We start from the raw sequence: 26,353 nt of genomic DNA, 5'->3' as shown, positions 1-26,353 counted from the left end.
TCACGATCGACGAGACGCGAGCGAACCTCTTTACTCCCGACGCGCGTGGGACGAGACATGTCCACCGACGCCGACTTCGGAGAGCGGTTGGAGGAACACACCGAGACGTACCTCGACCGGATAAACGACTGCGTCGCGCTCCTCCCGCGGGCGCTCGACGAGTACGCGAGCGACGGCCCGTACCGCGAGACGGCCGACGAGATCGCCGCCATCGAGAGCGAGTGCGACGGCTTAGTCCGGGAGATCCGGGGCGTCATCACCAACGCCGGCCCGGACGACATCGGCCTCCTGAACACGCGGATCAACTTCAACGAGTCCGCGCTGCTCGACTTCTACACGGAGCTCGACGTGGTGGCGAACCACACCGAGCGGATCGTCCAAGAGGTGATCATGATGCGGCCCGACGCCGACGTCGACCCGTTCGGCGACATGCGCGAGATGGCCGCCCGCATCGTCGAGATGGTCGCGGTCCTCGGCGACGTCGTCGCGCGGTTCGTCCACGGGCTCGCGCGCAGCGACGCGACCGAGACGCTCACGGAGGGGATCGAGTCGATCCGCGCGCTGGAGAGCGAGTGCGACGAGCTCCGCAACGACGCCATCGCGACCGCCTTCGCCGACGACGCGATCGGCGAGCCGCTCGTCTACCGCGAGCTCGCGATCCTCCTAGACGAGCTGGCGAACACGATCGAGGACCTCACCGACCGCATTATCGTCATCGCCAGCAAGGAGCCGGGGATCGTCACCGAGGCCGACCCCGACGCGGACGAGGAGTAGCTTTATAAAAGCGGACGGGTCGGCGACCGGCTCAGCGCCGCGCCCATTCGAGCATCCGCTCGTAGAACGGCTCCGAGCCGAGCGCGTCGGCGTCGCCGACGAGCGTCAGCTGCTTTTTCGCCCGCGTGAGCGCGACGTTCATCCGCCGGTGGTCCTCGAAGATGGGCCCGTCGAGGTCGCCGGTGGCCACCAGCGAGACGACGATCACCTCCTTCGAGGAGCCCTGGAACCGGTCGACGGTGTCGACCGTGACCGCGGTCCGCCGGCCGATCTCCGCGACCTGCGCGCGGAAGGGCGCGATGACGCCGATATCGTCCGGATCGACGCCGGCCGCGAGGTAGGCGTCGACGACCTCGGCGACGCGCTCGGCCTCCCGGACGTTCCGGTTGCCGTCGCGGGTCCCGTCCGGTTCGACGAAGTCGACGCCCCCCGCGAGCCCCTCCGGGAGGTCGGCGGGGTCGACGCCGAGGTCGCGGAGGGTCTGCCCCGCCACCTCCGGGGTCGCCGGTCGGAGCGCGCCGTCGTAGAACTCCGCGGAGGCGAACGCCTGGATGCGCTGGCTCATCCGGTACTGGCGGTCGAGCATGACGCTCGCGTCCGGGTACGCCTCGATGAGCCGCTGGAAGAGCGACGTTTGGAGGTCGTTCTCGGCGCGCACGACGGGCGGGAGCTGCTCGTGGTCGCCGACGAGGACGAACCGGTCGGCGAGGTTGATCGCGGCGTGGGTGCCCGGCTCCGTGAGCTGCGAGGCCTCGTCGACGAGGGCGACGTCGAACTCGCACTCGCGCAGCACGCGGGAGCCGCAGGCCGCGGTGGTGGCGGCGACGACGGGCGCGTCCCTGAGCTCGGCGGCCTTCGCGTTCGGGTCGCCGCGCCGGACGAGGCGCACGTCCTGCATGTCGCCGCGGACGCCGGTCTCGGTCCCCACGCGTAGCACGTCGTCGAAGCCCTGATCCCGAAGCGCCTCCAAGGCGTTGTCGACCGCGCGGTTGGTGAACGCCGAGAGCAGCACCCGGTTCCCCTCGGCGACGAGCGCGCGGATCGTCCGGGCGATGGTGTACGTCTTCCCGGTGCCCGGCGGGCCGTGGATCAGCGCGCAGTCCTCGGCGTCGACGGCGAGTTCGACGGCCTCGTTCTGGGACGCGTTGTTGTCGATGTAGGCGTTGGAGGGGTCGTCGTCGGTGTCGGCGTCGTCGCCTCCAGGCGCGTCGACCGGCCGCTCGCTTGCATCCCGGAACTCGGGCTCGCGCCGCCCGAACAGCACGTCCTTCCGCCGATCGCTCCCCTTCAAGATCGCGTCGTGGAGCGCGGTGAGCGAGCGGTCGACCGAGATCTCGGAGGGGTAGACGTCGAGCCGCCGGAGCTCGACCGGCTCGTCCGTCTCGACGACGATCTCGTCCCTTCCGAGCGACGTGATGCGGCCGAGCTCGCCGTGCCCCTCGACCGGGTCGCCGTCGCTCGCGAGCGCCACGTCGCCCTCGCGGAGCTTGGAGACGGCGTCGCCGGGCTTGCGGGCGCGGAGCTCCCACCGGGCGTCGTCGATCTCGGTCCGCGAGACCGGTTCGAGGTCGATGAGGGCGCGGTCGTCGTCGGCGCGCTCCCGGGGGCTCTGCTCCCACAGCTTCCGGTACTCGGCGTGGGTCTCGCGGCGCTCCTCTTCGAGGGCGACGTAGAAGCGGTCGAAGTAGTCGCGCTCCTCGTCGGGCACGGGTGTTCCGACCGACCCCGCCTTCGACTCCTGGTCGAGGCGGCCGGAGACCACCATGCAGGTGTCCTGCTCGAAGCAGTACTGGCACTTCGCGTCGCCCTCGTACCCCGTGGGGACGGTCGGGCGCTCGCCGGGGTCGTCGAGCGCGCGCCACTCCATCGCCGCGAGGGCGTTGCGCTCGCGGACGACGAACTCCAAGAGCCCCCGGCCCACCGAGAACTCCTTGGCGGGCGCCAGGTCCCCCGACTCCTCGTTGCGGTCCAAGGCGGTGTTCTTCGTGTACAGCAGCGTCCCGATGTCGGGGTCGACGCCGCGCTCGTCCAGCATCAGGGCGTAGCAGGCCGCCTGGATCTTGTCGTGGAAGCGCGGCTCGCGCTTGGTGTTCTTCCCCGTCTTCAGCTCAACGGGGGTGCCGCGGCGGAGCGCGTCGGCGCGCCCTTTCAAGCCGAACGTCGGCGAGATGAGGGTGAACTCCGACCGCCAGGTGTCCTCGTCGGAGAGGGTCCCCTGCGCGAGCCACCCCTCGATCGCGGCCGCGTTGCGGCGCACCTCGTCGGCGACCTCCTCGGGCTCGTAGCCCAACAGCCCGAGCTCGAGCCCGGCCTCCTCGACGCGGTCCGCGACCGATTCCTCCAGGTCCATCCCGCGGAGCAGGTCGCCGAACACCTCGTGGACGACGGTCCCCTTGACCACCGGGTAGTTGAGCGGGATCCCCGAGAGCTTATTTAAATAGTACATCCGCGGGCACTGCACCCACGACCGGATCCCGGTCACGTCGACGAGGAAGTCGGGCTCCAGCACGACCCACGAGTCGCCCGTCGTCGCGTACCCGACCTCGCCGCCGAACTCGTCCTCCTCGGCATCGGTGACGAGCAGCTCCATGCCCGGCTCGGCGTGCTCGGCCGTCTCCGCCCACTTCCCCCACAGCGTCACGTCGACCGGGTCGGCCGCGCCGCGCTCGGGCCGGATCCGGAGCTCGCGGAGCTCCCGGTCCCCGTACGACGTCGACACCGTCCGCGTTGCTCCGACGGAGAGGATCGGCCCCCGAACGTTCACGGCCGTCATCGGGAGCGGGCTCGAAAAACGCTGTCGGTGAGAGGTGCGACCGCTCCCCGCGGTCATTTATAATCGCACACGCGAATGGTCCGCTATGACCGACTCGACCCTCTACCGCTACGGGCGCCCGGCGATCGTCGTCTTCGTCCTCTCGATGGCGGTCCTGTCCGCGGTCAGCGGCTACGCCCGGCTGGAGGCGCAGGGACTCGCCGCCCTCGGCGATGTCGTCGTCAACGGCTACATCGCGCTGCTCGTCGTCTGGGGCGTCGCAGTCGAGGGGTTCGACACGGACCGGTTCCGGACCGCGCTGTACGCCGGGCTCGTGCTCTGGGGGGTCGTCGACGTCGCGGCCGGTGCCGTCACCCCCTTCTCCGTCGTCTTCCTCGTCGCCGGGACGGCGCTGCTCGCGAGGATGGCGTACCGCCGGACTCAAAACTAATACCCCCGCCGCGACCGACACGCTCATGCGCCTCTGCTTATAAGGCTACGCCGACATGCGCGTACGAGACTGGGACGACATCCTCGCGGATGTCGCGAGCGACTCGACCGACCCGGCCGGCTGGCGGGCCGTCGCCGGCTCCCGGCGCGAGGGCCTCGGCGAGGACCTCTACTTCGGGCACCCGAACGTCGGCGTCTACCACCTCAAGACGTACGCGAAGAACCCACGCGACCTCCGCGGCGTCGGCGCGCAGGTGGCTCGGAAGGTCGACGACGAGCTCGACCCGCTCCTCCCGAGCGAGGAGTCGGCCGGCCGGTTCGCGGTCCAGTCGCCGCCCGAGGACGAGGACGAGGCGAAAGACGTCGCGACGCGGCTGCGCGAGACGCTGAAGGTCCACGCCGAGGCGCCGACGAGCCCGGACCACCTGTTCGAGGACGTGATGGAGGCGATCGACTCGCCGGCGTTCGGTCCGATGGACTACCGGTTCGACGGGCGGCCCGACGAGCTCGACGAGCTCTCCGAGGCGTTCGACGAGGCCGAGGAGCTCCTCTCGTCGGAGCTGGAGGACCTGATCGACGAGGACGACGTCGACCGCGGATTCCAGTAACGAGCTGGCTTCCGGACCGCTGACTCGTCGCGAGGGACGCCGGCTCCCGCTACCCGTTCGTGGTGCGCGTCTCGGGGATGGAGTCGAGGAGCGTTTCGACGAGTTCGTCACCGCGGTACCGAACCGTCTCGGAAGACGAATCGAAATCGAGCACGTCCGTTGTGGCGAGGCTGGGAAGATGGTTGTGGTGTAACGCTATGGTAACGTCGTCACACCGGTCTCGCCTCGTATCCGACTCCCTGAGGTGGTTCCGAATACTGTGGATCGGCACGTCATCCGCCTCGGTCTTCTGCAGAAAACGAATAATGGCTCGCCGCTCAGACTGAGCTAACAGTTCCAATCTCCGATCGATCTCCTCGTTGGTGTACATCCCCGTGTCACTCCCTTATGAACAACCACCCACCATGTCTATATAAATATGTTTTGTAAGTTTCACTTTCAGAGAATAGTAGAATTTATTGACATTAGAGGCGGCCGGCGATTCGCGTCTGAACGATTGGGAGGGGACTCCCTCTTCGTCTAATCGTGGAGCACGCTCGTGACGACTCCGAACGCCGTATCCCGCGCGACGTTCGTGACGGCTACTGGGTGATATAGTGGATCTTTCGGGACGCATCCCCCGGAATCGTTCGGAGCCGAACAGATTGTACGGTCTATCGGGGCTCTTCACAGGACCAGCCGCACTCGATCAACCGTCGACGTGCTCCAACTCCTCTCTGGTCAGTTCGTTCTCCACGTCGCCCGTGTTCCGCGTACCGGCCGGCTCGAACAGCAGCATGTGGGCCTCCGGCTCGGCGACCGGGCGGTGCTCGGTCCCCCGGGGGACGACGAGCAGTTCGCCCGCCTCGAGAGTCACGTCGTCGCGGTCGCGGAACTCGATCCGGAGCCGCCCCTCCGTGACTAAGAATAGCTCGTCGGCGTCGGCGTGGCTGTGCCAGACGAAGCCGCCCTCCGCCTTCGCGAGCTTCACGGCCTGCCCGTTCAGCTCCCCGGCGAGGTGCGGATCCCAGCGCTCGTCGATCGACGCGAACGCGTCCGTGAGGCGTACCTTCTCCATGCGCCTCCGTGGGCGCTTCACGCTTATAAACGGCCGCGGGATCGCGGCGGTGGGTCGCGGTGTCTCGGGGGCCTCAGTAGTGCCACGGGTACTCTCGGAACTCCGGCTCGCGCTTCTCTAAGAAGGCGTCGCGGCCCTCCTGGGCCTCGTCGGTCATGTACGCCAGGCGGGTCGCCTCGCCCGCGAACACCTGCTGGCCGACCATGCCGTCGTCGGTCATGTTGAACGCGTACTTCAGCATGCGCATCGCGGTCGGCGACTTCTTCGTCATCTCGTCGGCCCACTCCAGCGCGACCGCCTCCAGCTCCTCGTGCGGGACCGCCTCGTTGACCATCCCCATGTCCGCGGCCTCCTCGGCCGAGTAGGTCTTCCCGCGGAAGAACACCTCGCGGGCCTTCTTCTGCCCGATCTGCTTCGCGAGATACGCGGAGCCGAACCCGCCGTCGAAGGAGGCGACGTCGGGGTCGGTCTGGAGGAACTTCGCGTGCTCGTCGCTGGCGAGCGTCATGTCGCAGACGACGTGCAGCGAGTGGCCGCCGCCGACCGCCCAGCCGGGGACGACCGCGACGACCGGCTTGGGCATAAATCGGATCAGCCGCTGGACCTCCAGGATGTGGAGTCGTCCGGCGCGCGCCTCCTTGACGAGTGGATCGTCCTCGTCGCCGGCCTCGTCCTCGTCGCGGTACTCGTAGCCGGAGCCGCCCCGCACCGACTGATCGCCGCCGGAGCAGAACGCCCAGCCGCCGTCCTCCTCCGATGGCCCGTTGCCGGTGAGGAGCACGCAGCCGACGTCCGCCTGCTTGCGCGCGTGGTCGAGCGCGGCGTACAGCTCGTCGACGGTGCCCGGCCGGAACGCGTTCCGGACCTCGGGGCGGTCGAACGCGATCCGGACGACGGGGACGTCGGCGCCGCGGTGATAGGTGATGTCGTCGAACTCGTCCGTGACCTGCTCCCACGCGTCGGGGTCGAAGATCTCCGAGACCATACGCGCGTGTTGGCGGGCGCCCTCATAAACGACGGCGGGTCGGTCGCCTGCGATCGCGTCGACCGCGTGATCGCGCGGCGGCCGCAAATATTGCGTCGACCTGTGACTAGCTAGATACCGTCGAGAGCGCGGATTATACGGCGAACGGCATGGAGACGACCGATACCGCGTGTCTCTGTCGTCATCGGAACGCGCTCTCGTTGCTGGTGGCGCGAGGGTGTTGCCCTCGAAGGCCGTTCATCGGATATGTACGACGCAGACGCGCCGACCTCCCGTCGGTCCTTCCTCGCTGCCGCCGGCGGCTCCGCGACGCTCGGGCTCGCCGGCTGTCTCGGTGGCGGCGGCGGCGGGCTCGACGAGCTGACGGTTGCGCACATGCCGATCTACCCCGACCTCCAGTGGTACGTGATGGAGGGCGAGGGGTACTTCGCCGAGATCGACGCCGAGATCGACGGGAAGGAGTTCACCGACGGCCCGGCGATCGTGCAGGCGTTCGGCGGCGGCGACATCGACGTCGCCATGTTCGGCATCGTGCCGGCGATGATCGTTATCGACCGCGAGATCCCCGCACAGGTGACGGCGGCGAACATCCGCGAACCGATGGGGATCATGGCCGAGGAGTCGTTCCACGAGACGTTCGAGGCGGAGGGCGGCGACGCGTTCGCGACGTGGGCCGAGGAGAACGGCGGGCCGTTCCGCTTCGGCACCTTCCCGCAGGGGAGCGTCCCCGACGTGCTGCTCCGCTACTGGCTCGGGGAGGTCGGCGTCGACCCCGAATCGAACGACGCCGTCGAGATAATCGAGATCAACGGTGCCAGCGCGGTCTGGCAGGCGATCGCCAACGGCGAGATCGACGGGACCTCGATCATGGAGCCGGTGCCGACGATCGCGCGGGCGGAGGGCTCGCCGGTCACGATGCTGCGGACGGCCGCGGAGATCCTCCCCGGCCAGCCGGCGGCGGTCACCCTGATGAGCGACGCGGTCCGCGACTCCCCGCTCGCCGCGCAGTTCGTCGAGCAACACGTTCGCGCCACGGAGTTCATCGGCGAGAACCCGGACGCGACCGCCGGGCACGTCGAGTCGGGGATCGGGATGCCCGCGGACCGCGCCCGGCGGGCGCTCGACTCGCCGCTGTCGAACTTCGTCACCGACCCCCGCGAGATCGCCGAGGCGACCCCGGTGTTCTCGGAGTTCGCGGCTGACAACGGGCAGATCGAGGAACGGCTCTCGAACGAGGCGATCTTCGACTTCGAGGCGTACGACTCCCTCTGATGGCGACGGACACCGGCGGCCGGTTCGACGGGTCGGAACTGCGGACCGGGCTCGGGTTGGACGACCCGCGGCGCCTCCTCCGCGGCGCCGCCGGGGTCGTCGGGTTCGTTGTCGCCTGGCACCTGGTCTCGCTCACGCAGCCGGCGTACGTCCTGCCCCCGCCGGTGGCGGTCGCGGACGCGTTCGCCGAGGAGCTCGCCTCGGGGACGATGACGACCGCCCTGTGGTCGAGCGTCCGCCACTGGATACCCGGGACGATCGCCGGGACGACGCTCGGCGTCGCCGCCGGCGTCGCGTTCTCGTGGAGCGGGCTCCTCGACGACGTGACCGCCCCCCTCGTCCGGACGCTCCGGCCGGTCCCGCCGCTCGCGCTGATCGGGTTCGCGATCGCGTGGTTCGGGATCAACGACGCCGGTGCGGCCTTCATCATCGCCGTCGGCGCCTTCTGGATCAACTACTACGCGTCGTACGGCGCCGTCGAGGGCGTCTCCGAGGACTTACTCGACGTGGGGCGCACGCTCGGCGTGCGCGGCGAGTTCGACATGGTCCGGTCGATCGTCCTCCCGGCGTCGCTGCCGGGGATCCTGACGGGCGTCCGGACCGGCCTCGGGCGCTGCTGGATGCTCGTGGTCGCCTCGGAGATCTTCGGCGTGCCGGGCGTCGGGCGCGAGATCCTGCGCGCGAGCAACAACCTCCTCGTCGACACGGTGATCGCGTACATCCTCGTGTTGAGCCTGATGTACCTCCTCGTCGACGTGGCGTTCCGGGCGGTCCAACGGAGGGTGTTAGTGTGGCGGGCGTGAACGACGACCCGATGACGCGGGACGAATTCGGGAGCGGGGGCGAGTCCGGCGTCGCCGTCGACCGCGTCGGGAAGACGTACGACGGCGACGGGAAGCCGGTCCGCGCGCTCGACGACGTCTCCTTCGGGATCGACGGCGGCGAGTTCGTCTGCCTCGTCGGCCCGTCCGGCTGCGGGAAGACGACGCTGTTCCGGATCATCGCCGGGCTCACCGACGCCACCGACGGGGAGGTCCGGCTCGCCGGCGCCCCGGTCACCGGGCCGACGACGAACATGGGCGTCGTCTTCCAGGAGTACCACCTGTTCCCGTGGCTCACGGTCGAGGAGAACGTCGGGTTCGGGCTCGAACGGAGCGACCGTTCCGAGGCCGAGCGCGAGCAGCGGGTCGACGAGATGCTGGAGCTCGTCGGGCTGACCGAGTTCCGCGACTCGTACCCGAAGTCGCTCTCCGGCGGCATGAAACAGCGCGTCGCCATCGCCCGGGCGCTCGCCGTGGACCCCGAGCTCCTCCTGATGGACGAGCCGTTCGGCGCGGTCGACGCTCAGACCCGGGAGATGCTCCAGCGGGAGCTGCTCGACGTGTGGGGATCGACGGGAAAGACGGTCCTGTTCGTCACGCACGACGTCGCGGAGGCGGTGACGCTCGCCGACCGGATCGTCGTGATGGCCGCCGAGCCGGGCCGCGTCGCCGAGGTGGTCGACGTCGACGTCGACCGCCCCCGCGAGCGCGGCGACCCGGCGTTCGGGGAACACGTCGCCCGCGTGCGGGAGCTTATCGGCGCGCATCCGTAGCGCGACGCGTCGCGCGCCGTCGCTTACTCTTCCGCCGTCTCGTCGACCGCCGCGGCCAGCTCGTCGATGCGGGTTCGCACCACCGAGAGCGTCGCGTCGGCGTCGGCGTACCCCTGGTCGTAGTCGTCCAGCGCGGACTCGGTCTCCTCGAGGAACCGCTCGACGGCCGCCGCTGTCGCGTCGTCTGTCATGGCTCCGCGTTCGGCTTCCGGTCGGTTATACCCCCGGACTCGATGCGGACCGCGCACGCCTTGTACGCCGGTTCGTCCGACTCGGGGTCGACGATGTCGAGCGTCAGCCGGTTCACCGACGGGTGGTGGATCGGCGCGCGAACGACCCCGTCCGGGACGCGGTCGTCTTCGACCAGCCGCCCCGCCACGCGCCCGCGGCGGGAGGCGACGGTCACCTCGTCACCGCTCGTCACTGAGCGCCACGCCCGGCGCGTGGCGGGGCTCACCCCGAGGGGAAGCCGCCCGTCGGCGGGTGTCCCGGAGCCGTCCGGCGTCTCTGGACCGTCTGTCGCCCCCGAGTCGTTCGCACTCCCCCACCCCCGAACGCCGGTGTTGTACGCGTTCCGCTCACGCACGGTGGTGAGCACGAGCGGATACGTCTCGTCGGGCGGCTCCGGGGGGTCGTACGACCCCGGCGCGGAGAACCGGGCGCGCCCCGAGGGCGTCGGGAACGCGAACCCGCCGTCCCCGTCAGCGTACCGGTATCGCGCGGCGGTCGCGTCGGGGGGCACCGAACCGCCGTCGCTCCCGCCGGTCGGGACCACCGCACCGCGCGGCCACCGGATCGCGCCGGCGCGGTCGAGCCGGTCGTAGGTGACGTGCGAGCAGTCCGCGGGCGTGCCGGCCGTGAGCGCGGCGAACTCGTCGAAGGTGCGCTCCGGGGACGGGTCGAGGTCGGGGCCGTCGGGCCTGAGGCGGTTCCCGACCGCCGCGATTATCGCGGCGTCCCGCCGCGCGGCGCCGGGAGGATCGCGAGCGGGGCGGACGCGGGATATCGCCCGGTCCATGCTCACGAGCGTGCCCGCCGTCTCGCCCCACGTCGCCGCCGGGAGGACGACGTCCGCGAGCGCGACGGTCTCGCTCCGGAACGCGTCCTGCGCGACGAGGAAGACCTCCGACAGCGCCTCGCGGGCGGCGTCCGCGTTCGGGAGGCCGACCGCCGGGTTCGTCGCGACGGTCCAGAGCGCGTCGACCTCGCCGGCCGCGACGTCCGCGACCAGGTCGACCGGCCCCGGGCCGGAGTCGTCGGGCAGTCGCTCGCGGGGGACACCCCACGCGTCGGCGACCGCGCGGCGGGCGGCCGGGTCGTCGAACGCGCGCCCGCCGGGCCAGCGCCCCTTCGACGAGCAGATCCGGGTCCCCATCGAGTTCGACTGCCCGGTGAGCGAGAACGGACCGGTCCCCGGCCCGAGGTTCCCGGTGGCGAGACAGCAGTCGATCAGCGCGCGGGCCGTCGCGGTGCCGCCCGCCGACTGGTTCACGCCCATCCCCCAGTAGAGCAGCGTCGGCCGCGAGAACGCGTCCGCGAGCCGCCCGACCGCGTCCGGCCCGACGCCGGCCGCCTCGGCGGCGTCGTCGACGTCGGGCAGCGACGCGCGGAGCCGGTCGAACCGGACCGTGTTGGCCTCGACGAACGCGTCGTCGACGTGGTCGGCGTCGATGGCGGCCGCGAGGACCGCCTGCGCCAGCGCGAAGTCGCCGTCGGGTTCCGGCGCGACGTGGACGTCGGCCGCCTCGGCGGTCCGCGTTCGCAGCGGGTCGACGACGACGAGCTCGCCCCCTGACCCGGCGGCGCTCTCGCGGATCCGCGAGAACAACACCGGATGCGCGACGGCGGGGTTCGCCCCCCAGACGACGTGCGACTCGGCGTGGGGGACGTCCGCGTACGTCGGCGGCGGGGCGTCGGCGCCGAACGCGCCGTAGTACGCCGCGACCGCCGACGCCATACAGAGCGTCGTGTTCGCGTCGTAGCGCCGTGTCCCGATCGCGCCGCGGGCGACTCGCCCCAGCAGGTACGCCGCCTCCGTGGTCTGCTGTCCCGAGCCCAACACCCCGACCCGATCCGGATCGGTCGCGACGAGCGGGTCGAGCCGGTCGGCCACGGCGTCGAGCGCGCGCTCCCACGAGACCGGCACGAGGTCGCCGTCCCGGCGGAGGTGCGGCCGGGTGATCCGCTCGGTGGCCGGCTCGGTCGCCGTCTCCTCGACGCCGCGTCGACACGCCTGCCCCCGGCCGATCGGGTGCGCCGGATCGCCGCTCACCTGGAGATCGCGCCCCCCGTCTCCGGGGGCCGTTCGAAGTCCGCAGCCGACGGCGCAGCGGGCGCAGGTCGTCCGAGTCGGCCGTTCCATCGGCTCGGGGTAGCGGGCGCACCGGATTGAACCTGTTGTCCGTGGCGCGATGTCGATCGCCCCCGTCCGAGGTCGCGAGCGCTCCCGTTTCGCTCCCGGTGGTGCCGACCGAGCGTTTTATCAACCGCGCGTCGGTATTGTACAGTATGAGAAATACCGATGCGCACCGGGCGCCGGCTCGGTCGGGGTGGCGGTAATGACCGGGAAGTCGGCGGTCATCGCGACCGACCTCTCGACGGCGAGCGAGTCGATGATCGAGTCGGAGACCGGACTGAACTGCCTCGGGCGGATCGGCGTCGAGCGGATCCACCTCGTGACGGTCGTCCCGTCTAACGTCCACTCCGGGATGCCCGGCATGGGGTTCGAGAAGCGCAGGAAGCAGGCGCTTCGCCGTTACCGTTCGACGGTCGAAGACGCCGGGTTCGACGTCGAGACGCACGTCGTCCGCGGGACGCCGCACCGCCGGATAAACGGGATCGCCGGCTCCGTCAACGCCGATCTGGTGCTGGTCGGCTCGCGCGGGAAGAGCCCGCTCGAGAACCGCGTGATCGGGTCGACCGCGCGCAACCTCGCCCGCACGACGGTCGCGCCGCTCCTCGTCGACCGTATCGAGCGCGGCGTCGACGAGCCCGACCCGATCCGCCGGCACCTGTTCAAACGGACGCTGTTCGCGACGGACTTCTCCGAGAACGCCGAGCGCGCGTTCCGGGCGTTCGAGTACCTCCGGCACGCGACGGAGGAGGTCACGCTGGTGCACGTCGAATCGCCGAAAGACGAGACCGGCGGCGACGCCGACCCCGAAGAGCGGCTCGACGAACTCGTCGATCGGCTCGACGAGCTGGAGCTCGACGCCCGCACCGAGGTCCGCCGCGGCGATCCCGCCGACGAGATACTCGCCGCCGAGGCGGAGCACGACCCGAGCACGCTGCTGCTCGGGTCGCGCGGTCGCAGCCGGCTGCGGCGGCTCCTCCTCGGGAGCGTCTCCGAAGAGGTGGTCGCCCGGGCGACGGGGAACGTCTTCCTCGTGCCGCCGCCGCGGTCGGCGTAGGCCCGTCGCGCGCCGCGGGCGGCTCGGCGGCCCCGTCCGAGCTCGGTGTCGCCACAATATTGTAGTTTTTACGCACAACTGTTTTGTTCACACGCGACGTATAACCGGCAAACCCATGCCAGATTCGTTATCCCAGCAGCTCCAGAGCGACATGGAGTGCGAGAATCTCCTGGAGTGCTTTCACGGACTCAAGCCGCTCGACCGGCGGTGTTTCACGACGCTGGTCGAGAGCGACGAGCCCATGACCGTCGACGCGCTCGCCGAGGCCGTCGACCGCGAGCGCTCGACCGCGTACCGGTCGGTCCAGCGGCTGCTCCAGAGCGGCTGCATCGTCAAAGAGCAGGTGAACTACGACCAGGGCGGCTACTACCACGTCTACTCGCCGACCGACCCGGAGCAGGTCGCCGACGAGATGCAGCGGACGCTCAACGACTGGTACGCGAAGATGCGACGGCTCATCCGCGAGTTCGAGGCGAAGTACGACCGGACCGAGTCCGCACCGGAGTCGAGCTGACCCGCTCCGACAGCGCTCCCTCTCGGTCGGGCCGCCCGCCGACCGCTCAGCGGCGGCGCAGCGCGTACGCCGCGTAGCCGACGGCGGCGAGCAGTCCGACCGACAGCAGGCTCCCGTACGCCGCCGGCGAGACGCGGACGTAGTCGCCGAACGGGTCGGTCAGGACGAACACGCCGAGGATCAGGGCGAGCGAGATGGCGATTCCGACGGCACCGAACGCCTTGAAGGCCGTGTCGAGGTCCAGACGGGGTGATCCGCGGGAGTGACTCATACCCCCGTGTTGGGGTTCCGTTTATAAATTCACACAACCGCATTCTCACGGCGAGGGAACGGGAGACGGACGGCGCGGGGCCCGCTCCGCTCACACGCCACTTCCGTCACTCGGGGTATCCCTCGACGAGCGCGACGCCGGAGGAGGCGCCGATCCGCTCCGCGCCCGCCTCGAACATCGCCGTCGCCTCCTCGTACGACCCGACGCCGCCGGAGGCCTTCACCGGGAGGTAGTCGCTCATCAGCGCCACGTCCGGGACGGTGGCGCCGCCGTCAGCGAAGCCCGTGGAGGTCTTCACCATGTCGGCGTCGGCGTCGACGGCGGCCTGGCAGGCGCGGCGCTTCTCGTCGTCGGTCAGGAGCGCGGTCTCGATGATGGCCTTCACCGGGACCGGTACCGCGGCGACCACGTCCGATATCTCGGCGGTCACGACGTCGCCCTCGCCGGCCTTCAGGCGGCCGACGTTGATCACGAGGTCGATCTCGTCGGCGCCGTCCTCCCACGCGCCGACCGCCTCGTCCCGCTTCGCCTCGGGCGCGTGCTGGCCGTGGGGGAACCCCACCACGGTCGCGATCGTCGACGGCGCGTTCTCGTAGTCGGCCGCCTCGGCGACGTAACAGGGCGGAATACAGGCGTTCATCCCGTGGTCGGCCGCCTCGTCGAGGACGGTCTCGACGTCGTCCCACGTCGTCTCCGGGCCGAGCACGGTGTGGTCGATGCTCGCGGCGAACTCCTCGCGGTCCATGCGCTCACGGTTCGTGCGACCGATAAAAGGCGTACCGACCGAGACGCGCGCCGACCCGGGGCGGCGCCGCCGAACGGTTGGATTCAAGTCCGCCGCAGGGGAAGCGGGTGGTATGCAACCGGGAGATCGCGTCCGCGTCGAGCGCGGGGACGTCACGAACGAGGGCGTACTGCTCCCCTCGACGACTCGCGACCACCTCGTCGTCAAGCTCGACGGGGGGTACAACGTCGGCGTCGACCGCGACGCGGCCGACGTCGAGGTGCTCGAATCGGGCGCCCGCGACGTCGACGAGGGGGCCGACGCGGGCGGCGGCGAGGCCTCCGAGATCACCTTCGACGACGACCTGCCGACGGTGTCGCTCATCTCGACCGGCGGGACGATCGCCTCCACGGTCGACTACCGGACCGGCGCGGTCACCGCCCAGTTCGACGCCGAGGACGTGCTCCGGGCGGTCCCCGACCTGGCCGGCCGCGCGAACTACCGCGGCCGCGTCGTCGCCAACATCCTCTCGGAGAACATGGAGCCGGCCATCTGGCGGGAGCTCGCCGAGGCCGTCGCCGAGGAGATCGAGGCCGGCGCCGACGGCGTCGTCGTGATGCACGGCACCGACACGATGCAGTACTCCGCGTCGGCGCTCTCCTTCATGCTCGACTCGCCCGCCCCGGTCGTCTTCACCGGGAGCCAGCGCTCCGCCGACCGCCCCTCCTCCGACAACGTGATGAACGCGGTGTGCGCGGTCGAGGCCGCGAAGGCCGACCACGCGGAGACGCTCGTCTGCATGCACGCGAGCCCCTCGGACGACGCCTGCGCGCTCCACCGGGGCACCCGCGTCCGGAAGAACCACACCTCCCGCCGCGACGCCTTCGAGACGGTCGGCGCCGCGCCCCTCGGCGTCATCGACTACGAGGCCGCGGCCGAGGCGGGCGCGGAGGGCGACGCGGCCGACGCGGCGATCGAATGGAACCGCGAGCCGCTCCCGCGGGGAAGCGAGGCGGGCGAGGGCGACGGAGACGCGGCGGCCGGCCTCGCGCCCGACCTTGACGGCGACGTCGAACTCGCGAAGTTCACGCCCGGCATGGACCCGGCCGCCTGGGACTACCTCGACGGCAAGGACGGCGTCGTGATCGAGGGGACCGGCCTCGGCCACGTCCACACCGACCTCATCCCGCGGATCGAGGAGCTGGTCGACGACGGCACCGTCGTCGCGATGACGAGCCAGTGCCTCTCCGGCCGCGTCTGCGACCGCGTGTACGACACCGGCCGCGACCTGCTCGACGCCGGCGTCGTCGAGGCGGGCGACACCCTCCCCGGCACCGCGAAGGTGAAGCTGATGTGGGCGCTGGCGAACCTGTCCGACCCCGCCGAGGCGATGGGACGCGACCTCGCCGGCGAGCTCACCGAGGAGTCGCAGCCCTGGCGATGACGGACGCGGCGAACGGGGGATCGGCCGACCGAGACGCCGCCGAGCCGCCCCCCGTCGTCCGCGAGGCCCGCCCCGCCGACGCCGACGCGGTCGCTGCGTTCACGCGGGACACGTGGGGCGAGCGCCAAGAGGACTACATCCCGAGCGTCTTCCCGCGGTGGGCCGCGTCGGAGGATCCCGACCGCGGCACCTTCGTGGCGACGCTACCGCCCGCGGCGGTCGAGGGGAGCGAGGCGGTCGCGGAGCGCGACGACCGAACCGAGGGAGACACCCTCGTCGAGGGCGACGGGGCGGGCGCGGCCGCCCCTGGCGAGCCGGAGGCCGTCGTCGGCTGCATCCAGGGCGTCCTGCTCTCCGAGTGGGAGGCGTGGGGACAGGGGATCCGCGTCGATCCGGCCGCCCGCGGCTTCGGCGTCGGGACCGCGCTCTCGACCGCCGCGCTCGATTGGGCGCGCGACCGCGGCGCGACCGTCTGCCGGAACATGGTGTTCTCGTGGAACGTCGCGGGGCTCGGCCAGTCGCGCGCGGTCGGCTTCGAGCCGGCGACGGAGTTTCGGTTCGCGGAGCCGGAGCCGGCCGCGGAGGCCGACGTCGACGTCGCGAACGACCCCGCGGAGGCCGCCGACTCCGAAGCCGACGGACTCCGCGGGATCGACGATCCGGACCCGAACGCCGCGTGGGCGTTCTGGGCCGACAGCGACGCCCGAGACCACCTCGGCGGGCTCGCGCTCGACGACGAGGAGTCGTGGGCCTGCGCCGCGCTCACCCGCGAGCGGCTCCGCGACGCGGCCGACGAGGGGCGACTGCTGGCCGTCGGTGACGCGGACGCGCTCGCCGGGTTCGCGGTCCGTACCCGGGTCTCGGAGCGCCCGAGCGACGAGGAGTGCGGCGGCGGTCCCGAGCGGGTCGCCGAGTACGGCGCCGCCGCGTGGCGCGACGTCGACGCGGCCGGCGTCCTTTATACCGAGATCGCCGCGGACGCGGCCGCCGTCGGCGCCGACGCCACTCGCGTCCTGATCCCGGAGACCGTCGAGCACGTGAGCGACACCGGCGCGAACCGGGTGCCAGTCGCCGCCGAGCCCGACTTCGTCATGCGCGCCGACCTCACGGGCGACTTATAAGCGTCGCCCCCCGAACCGCAGATCATGACGCTCCTCTCCGGGGCCACCCTGCCGTGGTCGCTCCCGCTCACGCTCGTCGTCTACGGGATCGTCGTCGCCGCAGCGGCGTGGATCTACCGCGACGCGAGGGCGCGCGGGAGCCGCTACGCGCCCCTCTGGGCGGTCGCGACCCTCGCGTTCACCATCGTCCCGGTGCTCGCGTACCTCTACCTCCACCGCGACGCCGGTCCGGCGCCGTGACCGACGCCGACCTCTTATAAACACGGAGCCTGATCCACCGACACGTGCCCTCCGTCGTCCGCTCCGGTCCCCTGCGAGCCCTCGCTCGCGGTCGTCGGCCTCGCGCGCTCGCGCTCCTCGTCTCGAACCTCGTCCCGCTCGTCGGCGTCGTCGCGCTCGGCTGGAACGCGGGCGCGCTGGTGGTCCTCTACTGGTTCGAGCTCGGGATCGCGTCCCTCTGGGCGATCGTCCGTGCCCTGTTCGCCGGACGACCCTCGGAGGTCGACCGCGACGGGCTGATCGTCGGCCCGCTCGCGGCGAGACGCGCCGCGATCCCCGTCCCGGGAACCGCGCTTCGGATCCGGCTCTCGACGCTCCTCGTCCTCCCCGTCGTCGTTCCGGTCCTCGCGGGCGTGTGGCTCGTCGCCGGGGCCGTCACCGTCGGCGTCGCCGTCGACGGCGGACTCGCCCCCGAGGCGCTCGACTCGGTGACGCTCGCCGTGCTCGCGCTCTTCGCGACCGAGGGCGCGACGACGTTCGTCGACTACATTTACAACGGGACGTACCGCGAACACAGCGCGCAGACCGCGATCCGCGGCGTCTTCTTCAGGGCGGGTGCGGTGGCGGTCGGGGGGGTGTTCGCCGTCACGCTGATCGGCGCGGCGACGCTCGAGACCGACGCCGCGCTGTCGGCGATCGATCCCGGCGCGGTCGGCCTCCCGCTGCTCGTCGCGGTCGTCGGCCTCAAGGCCGTCTTCGATCTCACGGGGCTCTACCGCGACCGACTCGCCGCCCTCGACGAGTCGTCGGCGCTGGAGATCGGGTGGGCGTACGACCCACCGACCGCCGACCCGGTCGCGGATCCGCTCTCCGACGCGCCGCGGCGGGTGCGTCCGACCCGCCGCAGCCGGCTGCTCGGCTGGCTCGCGACCGCTCCGCGGCACCCGGGGGTCGCGTACCTCGGCGCGCTGTGTCTGTTCGGGGGCCTCCTGCTCGCGCTCGGCCGGCTGTGGTCCGTCGTCGCGCTCCTGTTCGCGGCCAGCGTCGCGCTCCCCGCGCTGCTCCTCGGCGTCGACTACTGGCTCCGGTACGGAGTCGTCGAGTACCGCGTCGGCGACGACGCGCTCGTCGCCTACGACCGGCTGTTCGACGCCGCGCTGTGGCGCGTCGAGCCGTGGGACGAGACCGGCCTGCGCGTGGAACGGAAGCGGCTCGATCGGCGGCTCGGGACCGAGACCGTCGTGGTCGAACTCCGCGACGACGAGTACCGGATCCCGGGGCTGGCCGACCCCGAACCGGTCCTCGACGTGTTCGACAGGCGCGCAGAGCGTCCGGACGACTGACCGCGGCGGTCACCTCCCTTCGGCCCGGTAGACCGGACGCGCGTCGCCCGGGATCCGCTGCGAACGCCGGAATCGCGCCGGCGTGGGCCCCGACGAGGGCGCTCGCCCCGACGCTCGAACGCGAGCGGACACGCCGACGGCCCGCGCTATCGATCGCGATAGCCGAACCCGAACGCCTAATTGCGCTCGCGGCGGCCGTGGGGACATGTTCGCGACGCTGCCGGACCTCCTCCGCCTGCTCGCCGTTCCCGTCTTCGCGTGGGCGGCGCTGCGGGACGTCCGGACCCGACGCCTCCCGAACCGGATCTGGCCGCCGCTGTACGCGTTCGGGGCGGTGTTGCTGGTCTGGGAGGCGGCGGCGCTGTGGCCGCTCGCGGGGTTCGAGGGGACGCGATTCGCTGTGCGGGCCGCGATTAGCGTCCTGTTCGTCGCCCCGCTCGGCTACGCCTTCTGGTACCTCGGCGCGTTCGGCGGGGCGGACGCGAAGGCGCTGATCGCGCTCGCGCTCCTCTTCCCGACGTTCCCGGAGTACGCCGTCGCCGGTGCGGAACTCCCGATCGTCGAGACGCAGATCGGCGTGTTCTCGCTCACGGTCCTCACGAACACCGTTCTCCTCGGCCTCGCGTACCCCTTGGGGCTCGCCGGCCTCAACCTCAGCCGCGGCCGGCTCTCGGCGAACTCGTTTCTCGCCCGACCGGTGGCGACCGAGTCGCTGCCGGACCGCCACGGGCGGCTGTTCGAGGACGACGCGGGCGAGACCCGGAGCGGACTCGACCTGGACGCGCTCCGGATGTACCTCCGGTGGCGGGGGCTGACGCTCGCCGACCTGCGCGCCGACTCCGACCGCCTCCGCGACCCGGAGAGCGTCGCCGAGACGTTCGACCCGACAGACGGCGGGACCCACGTCGGTCCCCGGACCGACGGGGGGACGGCGGTCGACTCGGAGGCCAGAGACGGGTCGTCGCGAGAGGCCGGATCGACCGATTTCGACGACCCGTGGGCCGCCGAGCGGTTCCTCGCGGAGATCGACCACGGCGCGTACGGCACCGATGCCGAGACGCTCCGCGGCGGGCTGGCGGTCGTCGCCCGAAACGACCGCGTGCTGGTGTCACCGGGGATGCCATTCGTCGTCCCGATGGCGATCGGACTGATCGTCTCGCTGACGGTCGGCGACGTGTTATTCGCGCTGTTGGGCGCCGTCGGGCTGGTCTGACGGGAGTCGCGGGCGGGCGGTTCAGCTCCCCGCGCGGAGGTCGCCGACCGTGAGCACGCGGGTCCCGACGGGCCGTTTCACGAACTCGCCGACGTCGCGGCCGAGCAGCTCGCTGACGCCGCGCTGGGCCGCCACGTCGAGCAGCCGCTGGTCGATCCGCCCGTCGACGACGACGGTGTGGGGGGCGGTGTCGGCCGCCTCGACCGCGTCGAACGCGTCGGCGGCGTCGACCTCCGCGAGGACGCCGCGGTCGTCGCCGAGCAGCCGGGCCAAGCCGCTCTCGGCGTCGACGACCTCCTGGACGTGCTCCTCGATGGACCGCGGCTCGTCGTCGTCGGGGGCGTCGTCGACCGGGGCGTCCTCGGGCGAATCGGCCGATTCCTCGCCGGTCGCTTCCGCCGACCCCTCGTCGGTCGCTTCCGCCGACCCCTCGTCGGTCGCTTCCGCCGACCCCTCGTCGGTCGCTTCCGCCGACCCCTCGTCGATCGCCGCCGAATCCCCGTCGGTCGTCTCCGGAGCGGTCGGGTCGGCCTCGGGGTCGACGACGTCGACCTCGACCGCCTCGGCGCCCCCGGCGCCCTCGTCATCCTCCGCCGCCGCGGGCGCGGGCGCCTCCTCGACCGCCTCCACGAGCCCGCCTTCGGCCGCGCCGCGGGCCGCCTCGGCGACGACCTCGTCCGACCCCGAACCGTCGAGGTCGGGCGTTTCGGACGCGGCGTCGCCGGCGTCGGAGCCGCCGGGACCGGACTCGTCGGCGTCGGATCCGCCCGCCTCGGTTCGCCGACCGTCTTCGCTCCCGGCATCCGCGGCGTCTCCGGTCGCCGCGGCGTCTCCCGCGGTCCTCGCGCCGTCGTCGTCGGCGGCCGCCTCGCGGAGGTTCGGCTCGTCTGAGAGGCTGCTGTACGGCACCTTCCCGCGGAGCGCCTCGAAGACGTCGTTGCGGTCGAGGTCCTCGACCGACTCGCCGGGCGGCGCGAACGCGACGTAGTCGACGTCGCCCACCTGCGCGAGCTCGCGGAGGATGAGCTCGCCGCCGCGGTCGCCGTCGAGGAAGGCGGTCACGGTCCGGTCGGCGGTGAGCTCGGCCACCGCGTCGGGGACGTTCGTCCCCTCGACGGCGACCGCGTTCTTGATCCCGCACTCGAGCAGCGTGAGCACGTCCGCGCGCCCCTCGACGACGATGACGGCGTCGGAGTCGCCGACGCGGGGGCCGGCCGGGAGCCCCTCGTAGTCGACGATGCCCTCGACGCGGGCGGCCTCGCGGACCTCCTCGAGGATGTCGTCGCTCCTGAGGCTCGTCTCCTCGAAGCCGCCGGCGATGAGCTCCTTGGCGCGCTCGACGACCTCGCGGCGCTTCGCCGCCCGCACGTCCTCGATGCTCGTCACCTCCACGGAGGCCTGGCAGGGACCGATGCGGTCGATCGTCTCCAGCGCGGCCGCGAGGATCGCGGTCTCGACCTTGTCGAGGCTCGACGCGACGGTGACCTCGCCGAACGACTGGCCGTTCTCCGACTGCACGGAGACGTCGATCCGCCCGACGCGCGACGACTCCTGCAGGTCGCGGAGATCCAGCTCGTCGCCGAGGAGCCCCTCGGTCTGGCCGAACACCGCGCCGACGACGTCGCTCCGCTCGACGACGCCGTCGGCCGCGATCGTGGCGTGGATCAGGTATTTTTCTGTGTCTTTCATGAGTGGGTGAATGGTGATGATCGGGCGGCGTTCGCCGCCCGTGAACCGTTGTGCGCGTTGTCGAAAATAGTTATCGCACTCACCTCCGTCGCTGCCGTTTGAAGAGATATATTCTACAAAGAGTCATATTGAACCTATTCGACAAGATTTAAGCGCCCAAAGTTGTTATCGTTCGATATGAGACGCCCTCGGAGAGATTTCGTGTGGATTCCGACGTTCGCTCTGCTCGTCGCCTTCGCGGTGCCGTGGCCGCTGTGGGGCGTCGAGCGCGTCGTCGCCGGGCTCCCGGTGTGGATCTGGTGGCACGTCGCGTGGCTCGCGCTGTGCGCGGTCCTGTTCTCCCGGTTCGCCCGGAGCGGCGCGTGGGAGCGCGGGATGGGCCTCCGGCCCGAGGCGGACGACGACCGCAACGCGGGTCCCGCCGCGGGGGGTGATCGACCGTGACGCTCGGGCTCTCGCTCGGGATCATCGTCGGCTACCTCTTCCTCGCGCTCGCGGTCGGGCTCGTCGCCTACCGCGTCTCGGAGACGACGGCCGAGGACTACTACCTCGCGAGCCGGTCGATCGGGACGGTGGTCCTGCTTTTCACCACCTTCGCCACGCTCCTGTCGGCGTTCACCTTCTTCGGCGGGCCGAACCTCGCGTTCGCCGCCGGGCCGGAGTGGCTGATCGTGATGGGGACGCTGGACGGCGTGCTGTTCGCCGTGCTGTGGTACGCCATCGGCTACAAGCAGTGGCTGATCGGGAACCGCAACGGCTACGTGACGCTGGGCGAGATGCTCGGCGACCGGTTCGGCTCGACCGGGCTCCGCGCGCTCGTCGCCGGCGTCAGCCTCCTCTGGCTGTTCCCGTACGTCATGCTCCAGCAGATGGGCGCCGGCGAGGCCTTGGTGGGCCTCACCGACGGCGTCGTCCCCTACTGGGGCGGCGCGGCGCTCATCACCGCGTTCATGATCCTCTACGTCGTCCTCGCGGGGATGCGCGGGGTCGCGTGGACGGACACCATCCAGGGGCTGTTCATGCTCTCCGTCGTCTGGATCGCCGCCGTCTGGGTGGTGTCGGCCGTCGGCGGCGTCGGCGCGGCCACCGGCGCGATGCTCGACGCCCGGCCCGACTTCGGCAGCTTCGGCGGGGGCACCTACTCCGTCGGGTTCATCGTCTCCACGGTGATCACCATCTCGTTCGGGGTGACGATGTTCCCGCAGATCAACCAGCGGTTCTTCGTCGCGAAGTCGGGCGAGACGCTGAAGCGGTCGTTCGCGCTGTGGCCCGTCTTGGTCCTCCTCCTGTTCGTCCCCGCGTTCATGCTCGGCGCGTGGGCCGCCGGGATGCCGGTCGACGTGCCCGAGGGCGGGAACGTGCTCCCGGTCGTGTTGAACGAGTACACGCCGGCGTGGTTCGCGGCGCTCGTGATCGCCGGGGCGATGGCCGCGATGATGTCCTCCTCGGACTCGATGCTGCTGTCGGGGTCGTCGTACTTCACCCGCGACCTCTACCGGCCCGTGATCAACGCCGACGCCTCCGAGCGGCGCGAGGCGTGGGTCGCCCGGATCGGCGTCGCGGCCTTCGCGCTGCTCTCGTTCGTCGCGAGCCTGTTCCGACCCGGCACCCTGATCGAGGTCGGCGGCACCGCCTTCTCCGGGTTCGCGCTGCTCGCGCTCCCGGTGCTGTGCGCGCTCTACTGGGACCGGACCACCCGCACCGGGATGATCGCCGGCGTGCTCGTCCCGCAAGTCGCGTACCTCGCGGTGGTGTTGTCGGCGGTCGCGTCGTTCGTCCCGACGCTCCCCCGCACCGTCGCCGGCGGCTGGGACGTCGCGCTCGGGCTGATGGCGCTGTCGGCGGTCCTCACCGTCGGCGTCTCGCTCCTGACCGCGCCGACCGCCGAGGGCGACGCCTCGCGGTTCGCGGTCGCCGGGGACTGAGCTACTCCGACGCCTCCGACTTCCGCACCTCGGAGACGAGGACGTCCCAGTCGGGGTGGTCGGGCCCGTTCCGGCAGTCCCACCCGCCCTCGACGTCGACGCCCTCCTCGTGCGCGCTGCGGAGCAGCGTCTGCAGCTCCTCGCGGAACTCCGCCTCGGCCGTCGGGGGGCCGTCGGGAGCGGGGAGGTGTGCCGGCGAGCGGGACACGAAGTCAGCAACGACGACTGGCTCGGGATCTGAGGGGGCCGCCGAAAGTCAAAAGCCCGTCTACCGCCCACGTCGGGTATGAACGAGCCCGGGACCGAGGGCGTGCTGTTGGACCAGGAGACGCTCCACGGTCGGCTCGACGACGCGCCCGGCTGGCTGCGGGAGCACTACCGCACCTTCCGCGAGTCGATGCTCGGCGAGCGCGACGGCTCGCCGTTCCCCTGCTACTTCGGCATCGAGGCCGAGCGGGAGGGGGGCCTGCTGTACGCCGCCTGCGAGTCGACGACCGACCCCGCCGCGCTCCTCCGCCTCCGCGACGTCCTGATCGAGTACCTCGAGACGTACGAGGACCACGCCGACCGCGCGCCGCTCGCGGTCTTCTTCCGACCGCCCGACGGCGAGCCGGGCGAGGCGCACTACCACGAGCGGCTCTGGCACGTCCTCGAGTTCCTCCACGTCCACGACCCGGAGCCGTGGCCCGAGGAGATCCCGACCGACCCCGACACCCCGCGCTGGGAGTTCTGTTTCGGCGGCGAGCCGCTGTTCCCCACCTCCCGGGCGCCGTTCTACGACGATCGGAAGAGCCGCTACTCCCCCGTCGGGCTGGAGGTCACCTTCCAGCCGCGGGCCGTCTTCGAGGGGATCACGGCCGACACCGAGGCCGGCGAGCGCGCCCGCGAGGCGATCCGCGGCCGCATGGGCGAGTACGACGGCGCCTGCCCCCACGCCGACCTCGGGGACTGGGGGGTCGAGGGCGACCGCGAGTGGACGCAGTACCTGTTCCGCGAGGACGACGACGCGAGCCCCGACGCCTGTCCGCTGACGCCGAGCCGCGAGCACCCGAAGGCGCCCGCGGCGCTGTTGGAGCCGGGCGCGTGGCGGCGGTTCGCGTCGACGCGGACGCCGGACGCCGAGTCGCCGGCCGTGACCTCGGGGCTCGGCGATGACTGAGCCGCCGCGGTCGGCAGGCGGGGACGACACCGATCTCGCGTCGCCCGACGGCGCCGATCTCCCCTCCCTCGACGACGCCGTCCTCCTCCTGATCGACTTCCAAGTCGGCTTCGACGAGCCGGGGTGGGGCGAGCGGAACAACCCCGACGCGGAGTCGGTCGCGGCCGCCCTCCTCGATCGGTGGCGCGAGGCCGACCGCCCCGTCGCACACGTGCGACACGCCTCGACGGAGCCTGACTCCCCGCTCCGCCCCGACGCGCCGGGCTTCGCGTGGAAGCCGGAGACGGCCCCCGCCGACGGGGAACCGACCTTCGAGAAGTCCGTCAACGGCGCCTTCCTCGACTCGGGGTTCGACGCGTGGCTCCGCGAGGCGGGCCACGAGTCGCTCGTCGTCTGCGGGCTCACCACCGACCACTGCGTCTCGACGACGACCCGCGCGGCCGAGAACCGCGGCTACGACGTCACCGTCGTCGCCGACGCGACCGCGGCGCACGCCCGCGAGGGGTACGACGGCGAGGCGGTCGACGCAGACACGTCCCACCGCGTCGCGCTCGCGCACCTCGACGGCGAGTTCGCGACCGTCGTCGAGGCCGCCCACCTCCGGTAGGCGCCGACAGTCGGGACGCGCTCGCCCGGCCAATCCTCCGCGGCCTCCGCGGCGCTCGCGTCTCCGTCTCCCTCCCCGCCCGTGCGATCCTCACGTTTTTGCACCCGGCCGCCGTGGTTCGAGTATGCAACGCGGCCGTCGGAAGCCGGACTGGCTGAAGTCGCGACCGCCATCCGGCTCCCGGTTCACGGAGATCAAGGAGCGCCTGCGCGAGCGCGACCTCCACACCGTCTGCGAGGAGGCCAACTGCCCGAACATGGGCGAGTGCTGGTCCGGTCGGGACGGCCCCGGCACCGCGACGTTCATGCTCATGGGCGACCGCTGCTCGCGCGGCTGTAACTTCTGTGATGTCGCCACCGGCGGGATGGAGCCGCTCGATCCCGACGAGCCCGAGAACGTCGCCGAGGCGGTGACGGAGATCGGGCTCGACTACGTCGTCTTGACCTCCGTCGACCGCGACGACCTCGCGGACGGCGGCTCCGCGCACTTCGCCGAGACGATCCGCGAGATCAAGCGGCGCGACCCGGAGGTCCTCGTCGAGACGCTGATCCCGGACTTCCAGGGCGACCCCGAGGCGATCGACCGGATCATCGATGCGGCACCGGACGTGATCGCCCACAACGTCGAGACGGTCGAGCGGCTCCAGTGGCCCGTGCGCGACCGCCGCGCCGACTACGAGCAGTCGCTCGCGGTGCTCGACCGCGTCGACCGCGAGTCGGATATCTACACGAAGACGAGCCTCATGCTCGGCGTCGGCGAGTACGACCACGAGGTGTACCGGACGCTCGGCGACCTCAGGGAAGTCGGCGTCGACGTCGTCACCTTCGGGCAGTACCTCCAGCCGTCGCGCTCGCACCTCGACGTGTTCGACTACGTCCACCCCGACGTCTTCGAGACGTGGCGCGCGGTCGCCGAGGAGGAGTTCGACTTCCTCTACTGCGCGTCGGGACCGATGGTCCGCTCCTCGTACAAGGCCGGCGAGCTGTTCGTCGAGGCGCTGCTCCGGGAGGGACGCTCCCCCGAGGACGCCCGGCGCCACGCGCGGGCCGCGGGCGGCGACTGACGACCCAGCGCGGGCGGCAACGCCCGGCCCATCCCGGTCGGTAACCCCCGGCGCGTGTACATATCGATCCGCTGTTACGATTCTCCCCCGGATCCGCTCCTGGTCACCCGCCGGTAATACACCTTATATGTGTGCAGTTGTCATGACGTGTGCGGCAGC

Annotated in this window: 28 protein-coding genes; 18 read left to right on the top strand and 10 right to left on the bottom strand. The window is 71.4% G+C overall.

What is annotated here, in order from left to right:
* Nucleotides 1-57: 57 nt before the first annotated feature.
* The gene (locus tag B4V06_RS14600; protein ID WP_123112716.1) at nucleotides 58-774 is read left to right on the top strand and encodes a DUF47 domain-containing protein; all 717 of its coding nucleotides are present in this window, start codon (nucleotides 58-60) and stop codon (nucleotides 772-774) included.
* A 31-nt stretch (nucleotides 775-805) separates the two neighbouring features.
* Here the strand turns inward: B4V06_RS14600 and B4V06_RS14595 are convergent, their stop codons facing one another.
* Nucleotides 806-3,538: an AAA domain-containing protein gene (locus B4V06_RS14595; protein WP_498170377.1), complete on the bottom strand. Its 2,733-nt coding sequence runs from the start codon at nucleotides 3,536-3,538 to the stop codon at nucleotides 806-808.
* A gap of 94 nt (nucleotides 3,539-3,632) precedes the next feature.
* On the opposite strand from B4V06_RS14595, the gene B4V06_RS14590 reads away from it, so the two are divergent.
* On the top strand, nucleotides 3,633-3,977 hold the full coding sequence (locus tag B4V06_RS14590) for a hypothetical protein (RefSeq protein ID WP_123112715.1): 345 nt from the start codon (nucleotides 3,633-3,635) through the stop codon (nucleotides 3,975-3,977).
* 55 nt (nucleotides 3,978-4,032) lie between these two features.
* Nucleotides 4,033-4,584 (top strand): hypothetical protein, encoded by a 552-nt coding sequence (locus B4V06_RS14585; RefSeq protein ID WP_123112714.1) that lies wholly within the window; start codon nucleotides 4,033-4,035, stop codon nucleotides 4,582-4,584.
* Nucleotides 4,585-4,633: 49 nt separating this feature from the next.
* Here B4V06_RS14585 and B4V06_RS14580 read toward each other — a convergent pair whose 3' ends face one another.
* The 3 genes from B4V06_RS14580 to B4V06_RS14570 all read right to left on the bottom strand — a co-directional run bounded on the left by B4V06_RS14580 (nucleotide 4,634) and on the right by B4V06_RS14570 (nucleotide 6,626).
* Nucleotides 4,634-4,954 carry a DUF7344 domain-containing protein gene (locus B4V06_RS14580; RefSeq protein WP_498170376.1) on the bottom strand — a complete coding sequence of 107 codons (321 nt, stop codon included), beginning with the start codon at nucleotides 4,952-4,954 and terminating at the stop codon, nucleotides 4,634-4,636.
* Nucleotides 4,955-5,272: 318 nt separating this feature from the next.
* Nucleotides 5,273-5,641 carry a cupin domain-containing protein gene (locus B4V06_RS14575; protein WP_498170375.1) on the bottom strand — a complete coding sequence of 123 codons (369 nt, stop codon included), beginning with the start codon at nucleotides 5,639-5,641 and terminating at the stop codon, nucleotides 5,273-5,275.
* Nucleotides 5,642-5,714: 73 nt separating this feature from the next.
* A complete protein-coding gene (locus tag B4V06_RS14570; RefSeq protein WP_123112711.1) occupies nucleotides 5,715-6,626 on the bottom strand; it encodes a 1,4-dihydroxy-2-naphthoyl-CoA synthase in 912 nt (303 codons plus the stop codon).
* 246 nt (nucleotides 6,627-6,872) lie between these two features.
* Here B4V06_RS14570 and B4V06_RS14565 point away from each other — a divergent pair, with 246 nt between their 5' ends.
* Genes B4V06_RS14565 through B4V06_RS14555 form a run of 3 tightly spaced genes read left to right on the top strand, consistent with a single transcriptional unit; the run spans nucleotide 6,873 to nucleotide 9,492 of the window.
* Nucleotides 6,873-7,898, top strand: coding sequence for an ABC transporter substrate-binding protein (locus B4V06_RS14565; protein WP_498170374.1), 1,026 nt, complete (start codon nucleotides 6,873-6,875; stop codon nucleotides 7,896-7,898).
* Nucleotides 7,898-8,701: an ABC transporter permease gene (locus B4V06_RS14560; protein WP_498170372.1), complete on the top strand. Its 804-nt coding sequence runs from the start codon at nucleotides 7,898-7,900 to the stop codon at nucleotides 8,699-8,701. The genes B4V06_RS14565 and B4V06_RS14560 overlap by 1 nt, the downstream gene beginning before the upstream one ends.
* Entirely contained in the window at nucleotides 8,689-9,492 is an 804-nt protein-coding gene (locus B4V06_RS14555) for an ABC transporter ATP-binding protein (protein WP_123112708.1), read from the top strand. The genes B4V06_RS14560 and B4V06_RS14555 overlap by 13 nt, the downstream gene beginning before the upstream one ends.
* Before the next feature lie 23 nt (nucleotides 9,493-9,515).
* On the opposite strand, the gene B4V06_RS14550 is transcribed toward B4V06_RS14555, so the two are convergent.
* Together B4V06_RS14550 and B4V06_RS14545 are read right to left on the bottom strand one after the other, a co-directional pair.
* Nucleotides 9,516-9,683, bottom strand: a complete 168-nt coding sequence (locus B4V06_RS14550) for a hypothetical protein (protein WP_176329408.1) — start codon at nucleotides 9,681-9,683, stop codon at nucleotides 9,516-9,518.
* Nucleotides 9,680-11,854: a molybdopterin oxidoreductase family protein gene (locus B4V06_RS14545; RefSeq protein ID WP_498170371.1), complete on the bottom strand. Its 2,175-nt coding sequence runs from the start codon at nucleotides 11,852-11,854 to the stop codon at nucleotides 9,680-9,682. The genes B4V06_RS14550 and B4V06_RS14545 overlap by 4 nt, the downstream gene beginning before the upstream one ends.
* Before the next feature lie 196 nt (nucleotides 11,855-12,050).
* Between B4V06_RS14545 and B4V06_RS14540 the strand changes: the two genes are divergently transcribed.
* Both B4V06_RS14540 and B4V06_RS14535 read left to right on the top strand, forming a co-directional pair.
* Complete coding sequence (locus B4V06_RS14540; RefSeq protein WP_123112706.1) at nucleotides 12,051-12,902, top strand: universal stress protein; 852 nt, start codon at nucleotides 12,051-12,053, stop codon at nucleotides 12,900-12,902.
* Nucleotides 12,903-13,017: 115 nt separating this feature from the next.
* On the top strand, nucleotides 13,018-13,416 hold the full coding sequence (locus B4V06_RS14535; RefSeq protein WP_123112705.1) for a helix-turn-helix domain-containing protein: 399 nt from the start codon (nucleotides 13,018-13,020) through the stop codon (nucleotides 13,414-13,416).
* A gap of 46 nt (nucleotides 13,417-13,462) precedes the next feature.
* On the opposite strand, the gene B4V06_RS14530 is transcribed toward B4V06_RS14535, so the two are convergent.
* On the bottom strand, nucleotides 13,463-13,687 hold the full coding sequence (locus B4V06_RS14530) for a mechanosensitive ion channel family protein (RefSeq protein WP_123112704.1): 225 nt from the start codon (nucleotides 13,685-13,687) through the stop codon (nucleotides 13,463-13,465).
* Between the two features lie 106 nt (nucleotides 13,688-13,793).
* A complete protein-coding gene (gene deoC / locus B4V06_RS14525) occupies nucleotides 13,794-14,432 on the bottom strand; it encodes a deoxyribose-phosphate aldolase (RefSeq protein ID WP_123112703.1) in 639 nt (212 codons plus the stop codon).
* A gap of 112 nt (nucleotides 14,433-14,544) precedes the next feature.
* Here deoC and gatD point away from each other — a divergent pair, with 112 nt between their 5' ends.
* The 5 genes from gatD (at nucleotide 14,545) to B4V06_RS14500 (ending at nucleotide 19,751) form a co-directional block, all read left to right on the top strand.
* Complete coding sequence (gene gatD / locus B4V06_RS14520) at nucleotides 14,545-15,855, top strand: Glu-tRNA(Gln) amidotransferase subunit GatD (protein ID WP_498170368.1); 1,311 nt, start codon at nucleotides 14,545-14,547, stop codon at nucleotides 15,853-15,855.
* Nucleotides 15,852-16,976, top strand: coding sequence for a GNAT family N-acetyltransferase (locus B4V06_RS14515; RefSeq protein WP_498170367.1), 1,125 nt, complete (start codon nucleotides 15,852-15,854; stop codon nucleotides 16,974-16,976). Before gatD ends, B4V06_RS14515 begins: the two co-directional genes overlap by 4 nt.
* A 24-nt stretch (nucleotides 16,977-17,000) precedes the next feature.
* Entirely contained in the window at nucleotides 17,001-17,216 is a 216-nt protein-coding gene (locus tag B4V06_RS14510; protein WP_498170365.1) for a hypothetical protein, read from the top strand.
* Nucleotides 17,217-17,260: 44 nt separating this feature from the next.
* Nucleotides 17,261-18,538, top strand: a complete 1,278-nt coding sequence (locus B4V06_RS14505; protein WP_498170364.1) for a DUF6498-containing protein — start codon at nucleotides 17,261-17,263, stop codon at nucleotides 18,536-18,538.
* A 205-nt stretch (nucleotides 18,539-18,743) separates the two neighbouring features.
* Nucleotides 18,744-19,751 (top strand): prepilin peptidase, encoded by a 1,008-nt coding sequence (locus B4V06_RS14500; RefSeq protein ID WP_123112698.1) that lies wholly within the window; start codon nucleotides 18,744-18,746, stop codon nucleotides 19,749-19,751.
* A gap of 21 nt (nucleotides 19,752-19,772) precedes the next feature.
* Here B4V06_RS14500 and dnaG read toward each other — a convergent pair whose 3' ends face one another.
* The gene (dnaG, locus tag B4V06_RS14495) at nucleotides 19,773-21,440 is read right to left on the bottom strand and encodes a DNA primase DnaG (protein ID WP_498170363.1); all 1,668 of its coding nucleotides are present in this window, start codon (nucleotides 21,438-21,440) and stop codon (nucleotides 19,773-19,775) included.
* Nucleotides 21,441-21,617: 177 nt separating this feature from the next.
* Between dnaG and B4V06_RS14490 the strand changes: the two genes are divergently transcribed.
* Nucleotides 21,618-21,884 (top strand): DUF3311 domain-containing protein, encoded by a 267-nt coding sequence (locus B4V06_RS14490; RefSeq protein WP_498170361.1) that lies wholly within the window; start codon nucleotides 21,618-21,620, stop codon nucleotides 21,882-21,884.
* Nucleotides 21,881-23,365 (top strand): sodium:solute symporter family protein, encoded by a 1,485-nt coding sequence (locus B4V06_RS14485; RefSeq protein WP_123112695.1) that lies wholly within the window; start codon nucleotides 21,881-21,883, stop codon nucleotides 23,363-23,365. Before B4V06_RS14490 ends, B4V06_RS14485 begins: the two co-directional genes overlap by 4 nt.
* 1 nt (nucleotide 23,366) lies before the next feature.
* Here B4V06_RS14485 and B4V06_RS14480 read toward each other — a convergent pair whose 3' ends face one another.
* The gene (locus B4V06_RS14480) at nucleotides 23,367-23,573 is read right to left on the bottom strand and encodes a hypothetical protein (RefSeq protein WP_123112694.1); all 207 of its coding nucleotides are present in this window, start codon (nucleotides 23,571-23,573) and stop codon (nucleotides 23,367-23,369) included.
* Between the two features lie 78 nt (nucleotides 23,574-23,651).
* Between B4V06_RS14480 and B4V06_RS14475 the strand changes: the two genes are divergently transcribed.
* The 3 genes from B4V06_RS14475 (at nucleotide 23,652) to lipA (ending at nucleotide 26,194) form a co-directional block, all read left to right on the top strand.
* Nucleotides 23,652-24,524, top strand: coding sequence for a YqcI/YcgG family protein (locus B4V06_RS14475; RefSeq protein ID WP_123112693.1), 873 nt, complete (start codon nucleotides 23,652-23,654; stop codon nucleotides 24,522-24,524).
* Nucleotides 24,517-25,131, top strand: a complete 615-nt coding sequence (locus B4V06_RS14470; RefSeq protein WP_123112692.1) for a cysteine hydrolase family protein — start codon at nucleotides 24,517-24,519, stop codon at nucleotides 25,129-25,131. Before B4V06_RS14475 ends, B4V06_RS14470 begins: the two co-directional genes overlap by 8 nt.
* A gap of 124 nt (nucleotides 25,132-25,255) precedes the next feature.
* Complete coding sequence (gene lipA / locus B4V06_RS14465; RefSeq protein ID WP_123112691.1) at nucleotides 25,256-26,194, top strand: lipoyl synthase; 939 nt, start codon at nucleotides 25,256-25,258, stop codon at nucleotides 26,192-26,194.
* Nucleotides 26,195-26,353: the final 159 nt, after the last annotated feature.

It is taken from the genome of Halorubrum sp. B53, from assembly GCF_059752395.1.
The sequence above is the reverse complement of the archived record's forward strand: the minus strand, read 5'-3'. Positions and strand labels throughout refer to the sequence as shown.

Bases quoted from the DNA above. Each gene is read 5' to 3' on its own strand.
- B4V06_RS14600 (WP_123112716.1), top strand. From the start codon at position 58: ATGTCCACCGACGCCGACTTCGGAGAGCGGTTGGAGGAACACACCGAG.
- B4V06_RS14590 (WP_123112715.1), top strand. From the start codon at position 3,633: ATGACCGACTCGACCCTCTACCGCTACGGGCGCCCGGCGATCGTCGTC.
- B4V06_RS14585 (WP_123112714.1), top strand. From the start codon at position 4,033: ATGCGCGTACGAGACTGGGACGACATCCTCGCGGATGTCGCGAGCGAC.
- B4V06_RS14580 (WP_498170376.1), bottom strand. From the start codon at position 4,954: ATGTACACCAACGAGGAGATCGATCGGAGATTGGAACTGTTAGCTCAG.
- B4V06_RS14575 (WP_498170375.1), bottom strand. From the start codon at position 5,641: ATGGAGAAGGTACGCCTCACGGACGCGTTCGCGTCGATCGACGAGCGC.
- B4V06_RS14570 (WP_123112711.1), bottom strand. From the start codon at position 6,626: ATGGTCTCGGAGATCTTCGACCCCGACGCGTGGGAGCAGGTCACGGAC.
- B4V06_RS14565 (WP_498170374.1), top strand. From the start codon at position 6,873: ATGTACGACGCAGACGCGCCGACCTCCCGTCGGTCCTTCCTCGCTGCC.
- B4V06_RS14560 (WP_498170372.1), top strand. From the start codon at position 7,898: ATGGCGACGGACACCGGCGGCCGGTTCGACGGGTCGGAACTGCGGACC.
- B4V06_RS14550 (WP_176329408.1), bottom strand. From the start codon at position 9,683: ATGACAGACGACGCGACAGCGGCGGCCGTCGAGCGGTTCCTCGAGGAG.
- B4V06_RS14545 (WP_498170371.1), bottom strand. From the start codon at position 11,854: ATGGAACGGCCGACTCGGACGACCTGCGCCCGCTGCGCCGTCGGCTGC.
- B4V06_RS14540 (WP_123112706.1), top strand. From the start codon at position 12,051: ATGACCGGGAAGTCGGCGGTCATCGCGACCGACCTCTCGACGGCGAGC.
- B4V06_RS14535 (WP_123112705.1), top strand. From the start codon at position 13,018: ATGCCAGATTCGTTATCCCAGCAGCTCCAGAGCGACATGGAGTGCGAG.
- B4V06_RS14530 (WP_123112704.1), bottom strand. From the start codon at position 13,687: ATGAGTCACTCCCGCGGATCACCCCGTCTGGACCTCGACACGGCCTTC.
- deoC (WP_123112703.1), bottom strand. From the start codon at position 14,432: ATGGACCGCGAGGAGTTCGCCGCGAGCATCGACCACACCGTGCTCGGC.
- gatD (WP_498170368.1), top strand. From the start codon at position 14,545: ATGCAACCGGGAGATCGCGTCCGCGTCGAGCGCGGGGACGTCACGAAC.
- B4V06_RS14515 (WP_498170367.1), top strand. From the start codon at position 15,852: ATGACGGACGCGGCGAACGGGGGATCGGCCGACCGAGACGCCGCCGAG.
- B4V06_RS14510 (WP_498170365.1), top strand. From the start codon at position 17,001: ATGACGCTCCTCTCCGGGGCCACCCTGCCGTGGTCGCTCCCGCTCACG.
- B4V06_RS14500 (WP_123112698.1), top strand. From the start codon at position 18,744: ATGTTCGCGACGCTGCCGGACCTCCTCCGCCTGCTCGCCGTTCCCGTC.
- dnaG (WP_498170363.1), bottom strand. From the start codon at position 21,440: ATGAAAGACACAGAAAAATACCTGATCCACGCCACGATCGCGGCCGAC.
- B4V06_RS14490 (WP_498170361.1), top strand. From the start codon at position 21,618: ATGAGACGCCCTCGGAGAGATTTCGTGTGGATTCCGACGTTCGCTCTG.
- B4V06_RS14475 (WP_123112693.1), top strand. From the start codon at position 23,652: ATGAACGAGCCCGGGACCGAGGGCGTGCTGTTGGACCAGGAGACGCTC.
- B4V06_RS14470 (WP_123112692.1), top strand. From the start codon at position 24,517: ATGACTGAGCCGCCGCGGTCGGCAGGCGGGGACGACACCGATCTCGCG.
- lipA (WP_123112691.1), top strand. From the start codon at position 25,256: ATGCAACGCGGCCGTCGGAAGCCGGACTGGCTGAAGTCGCGACCGCCA.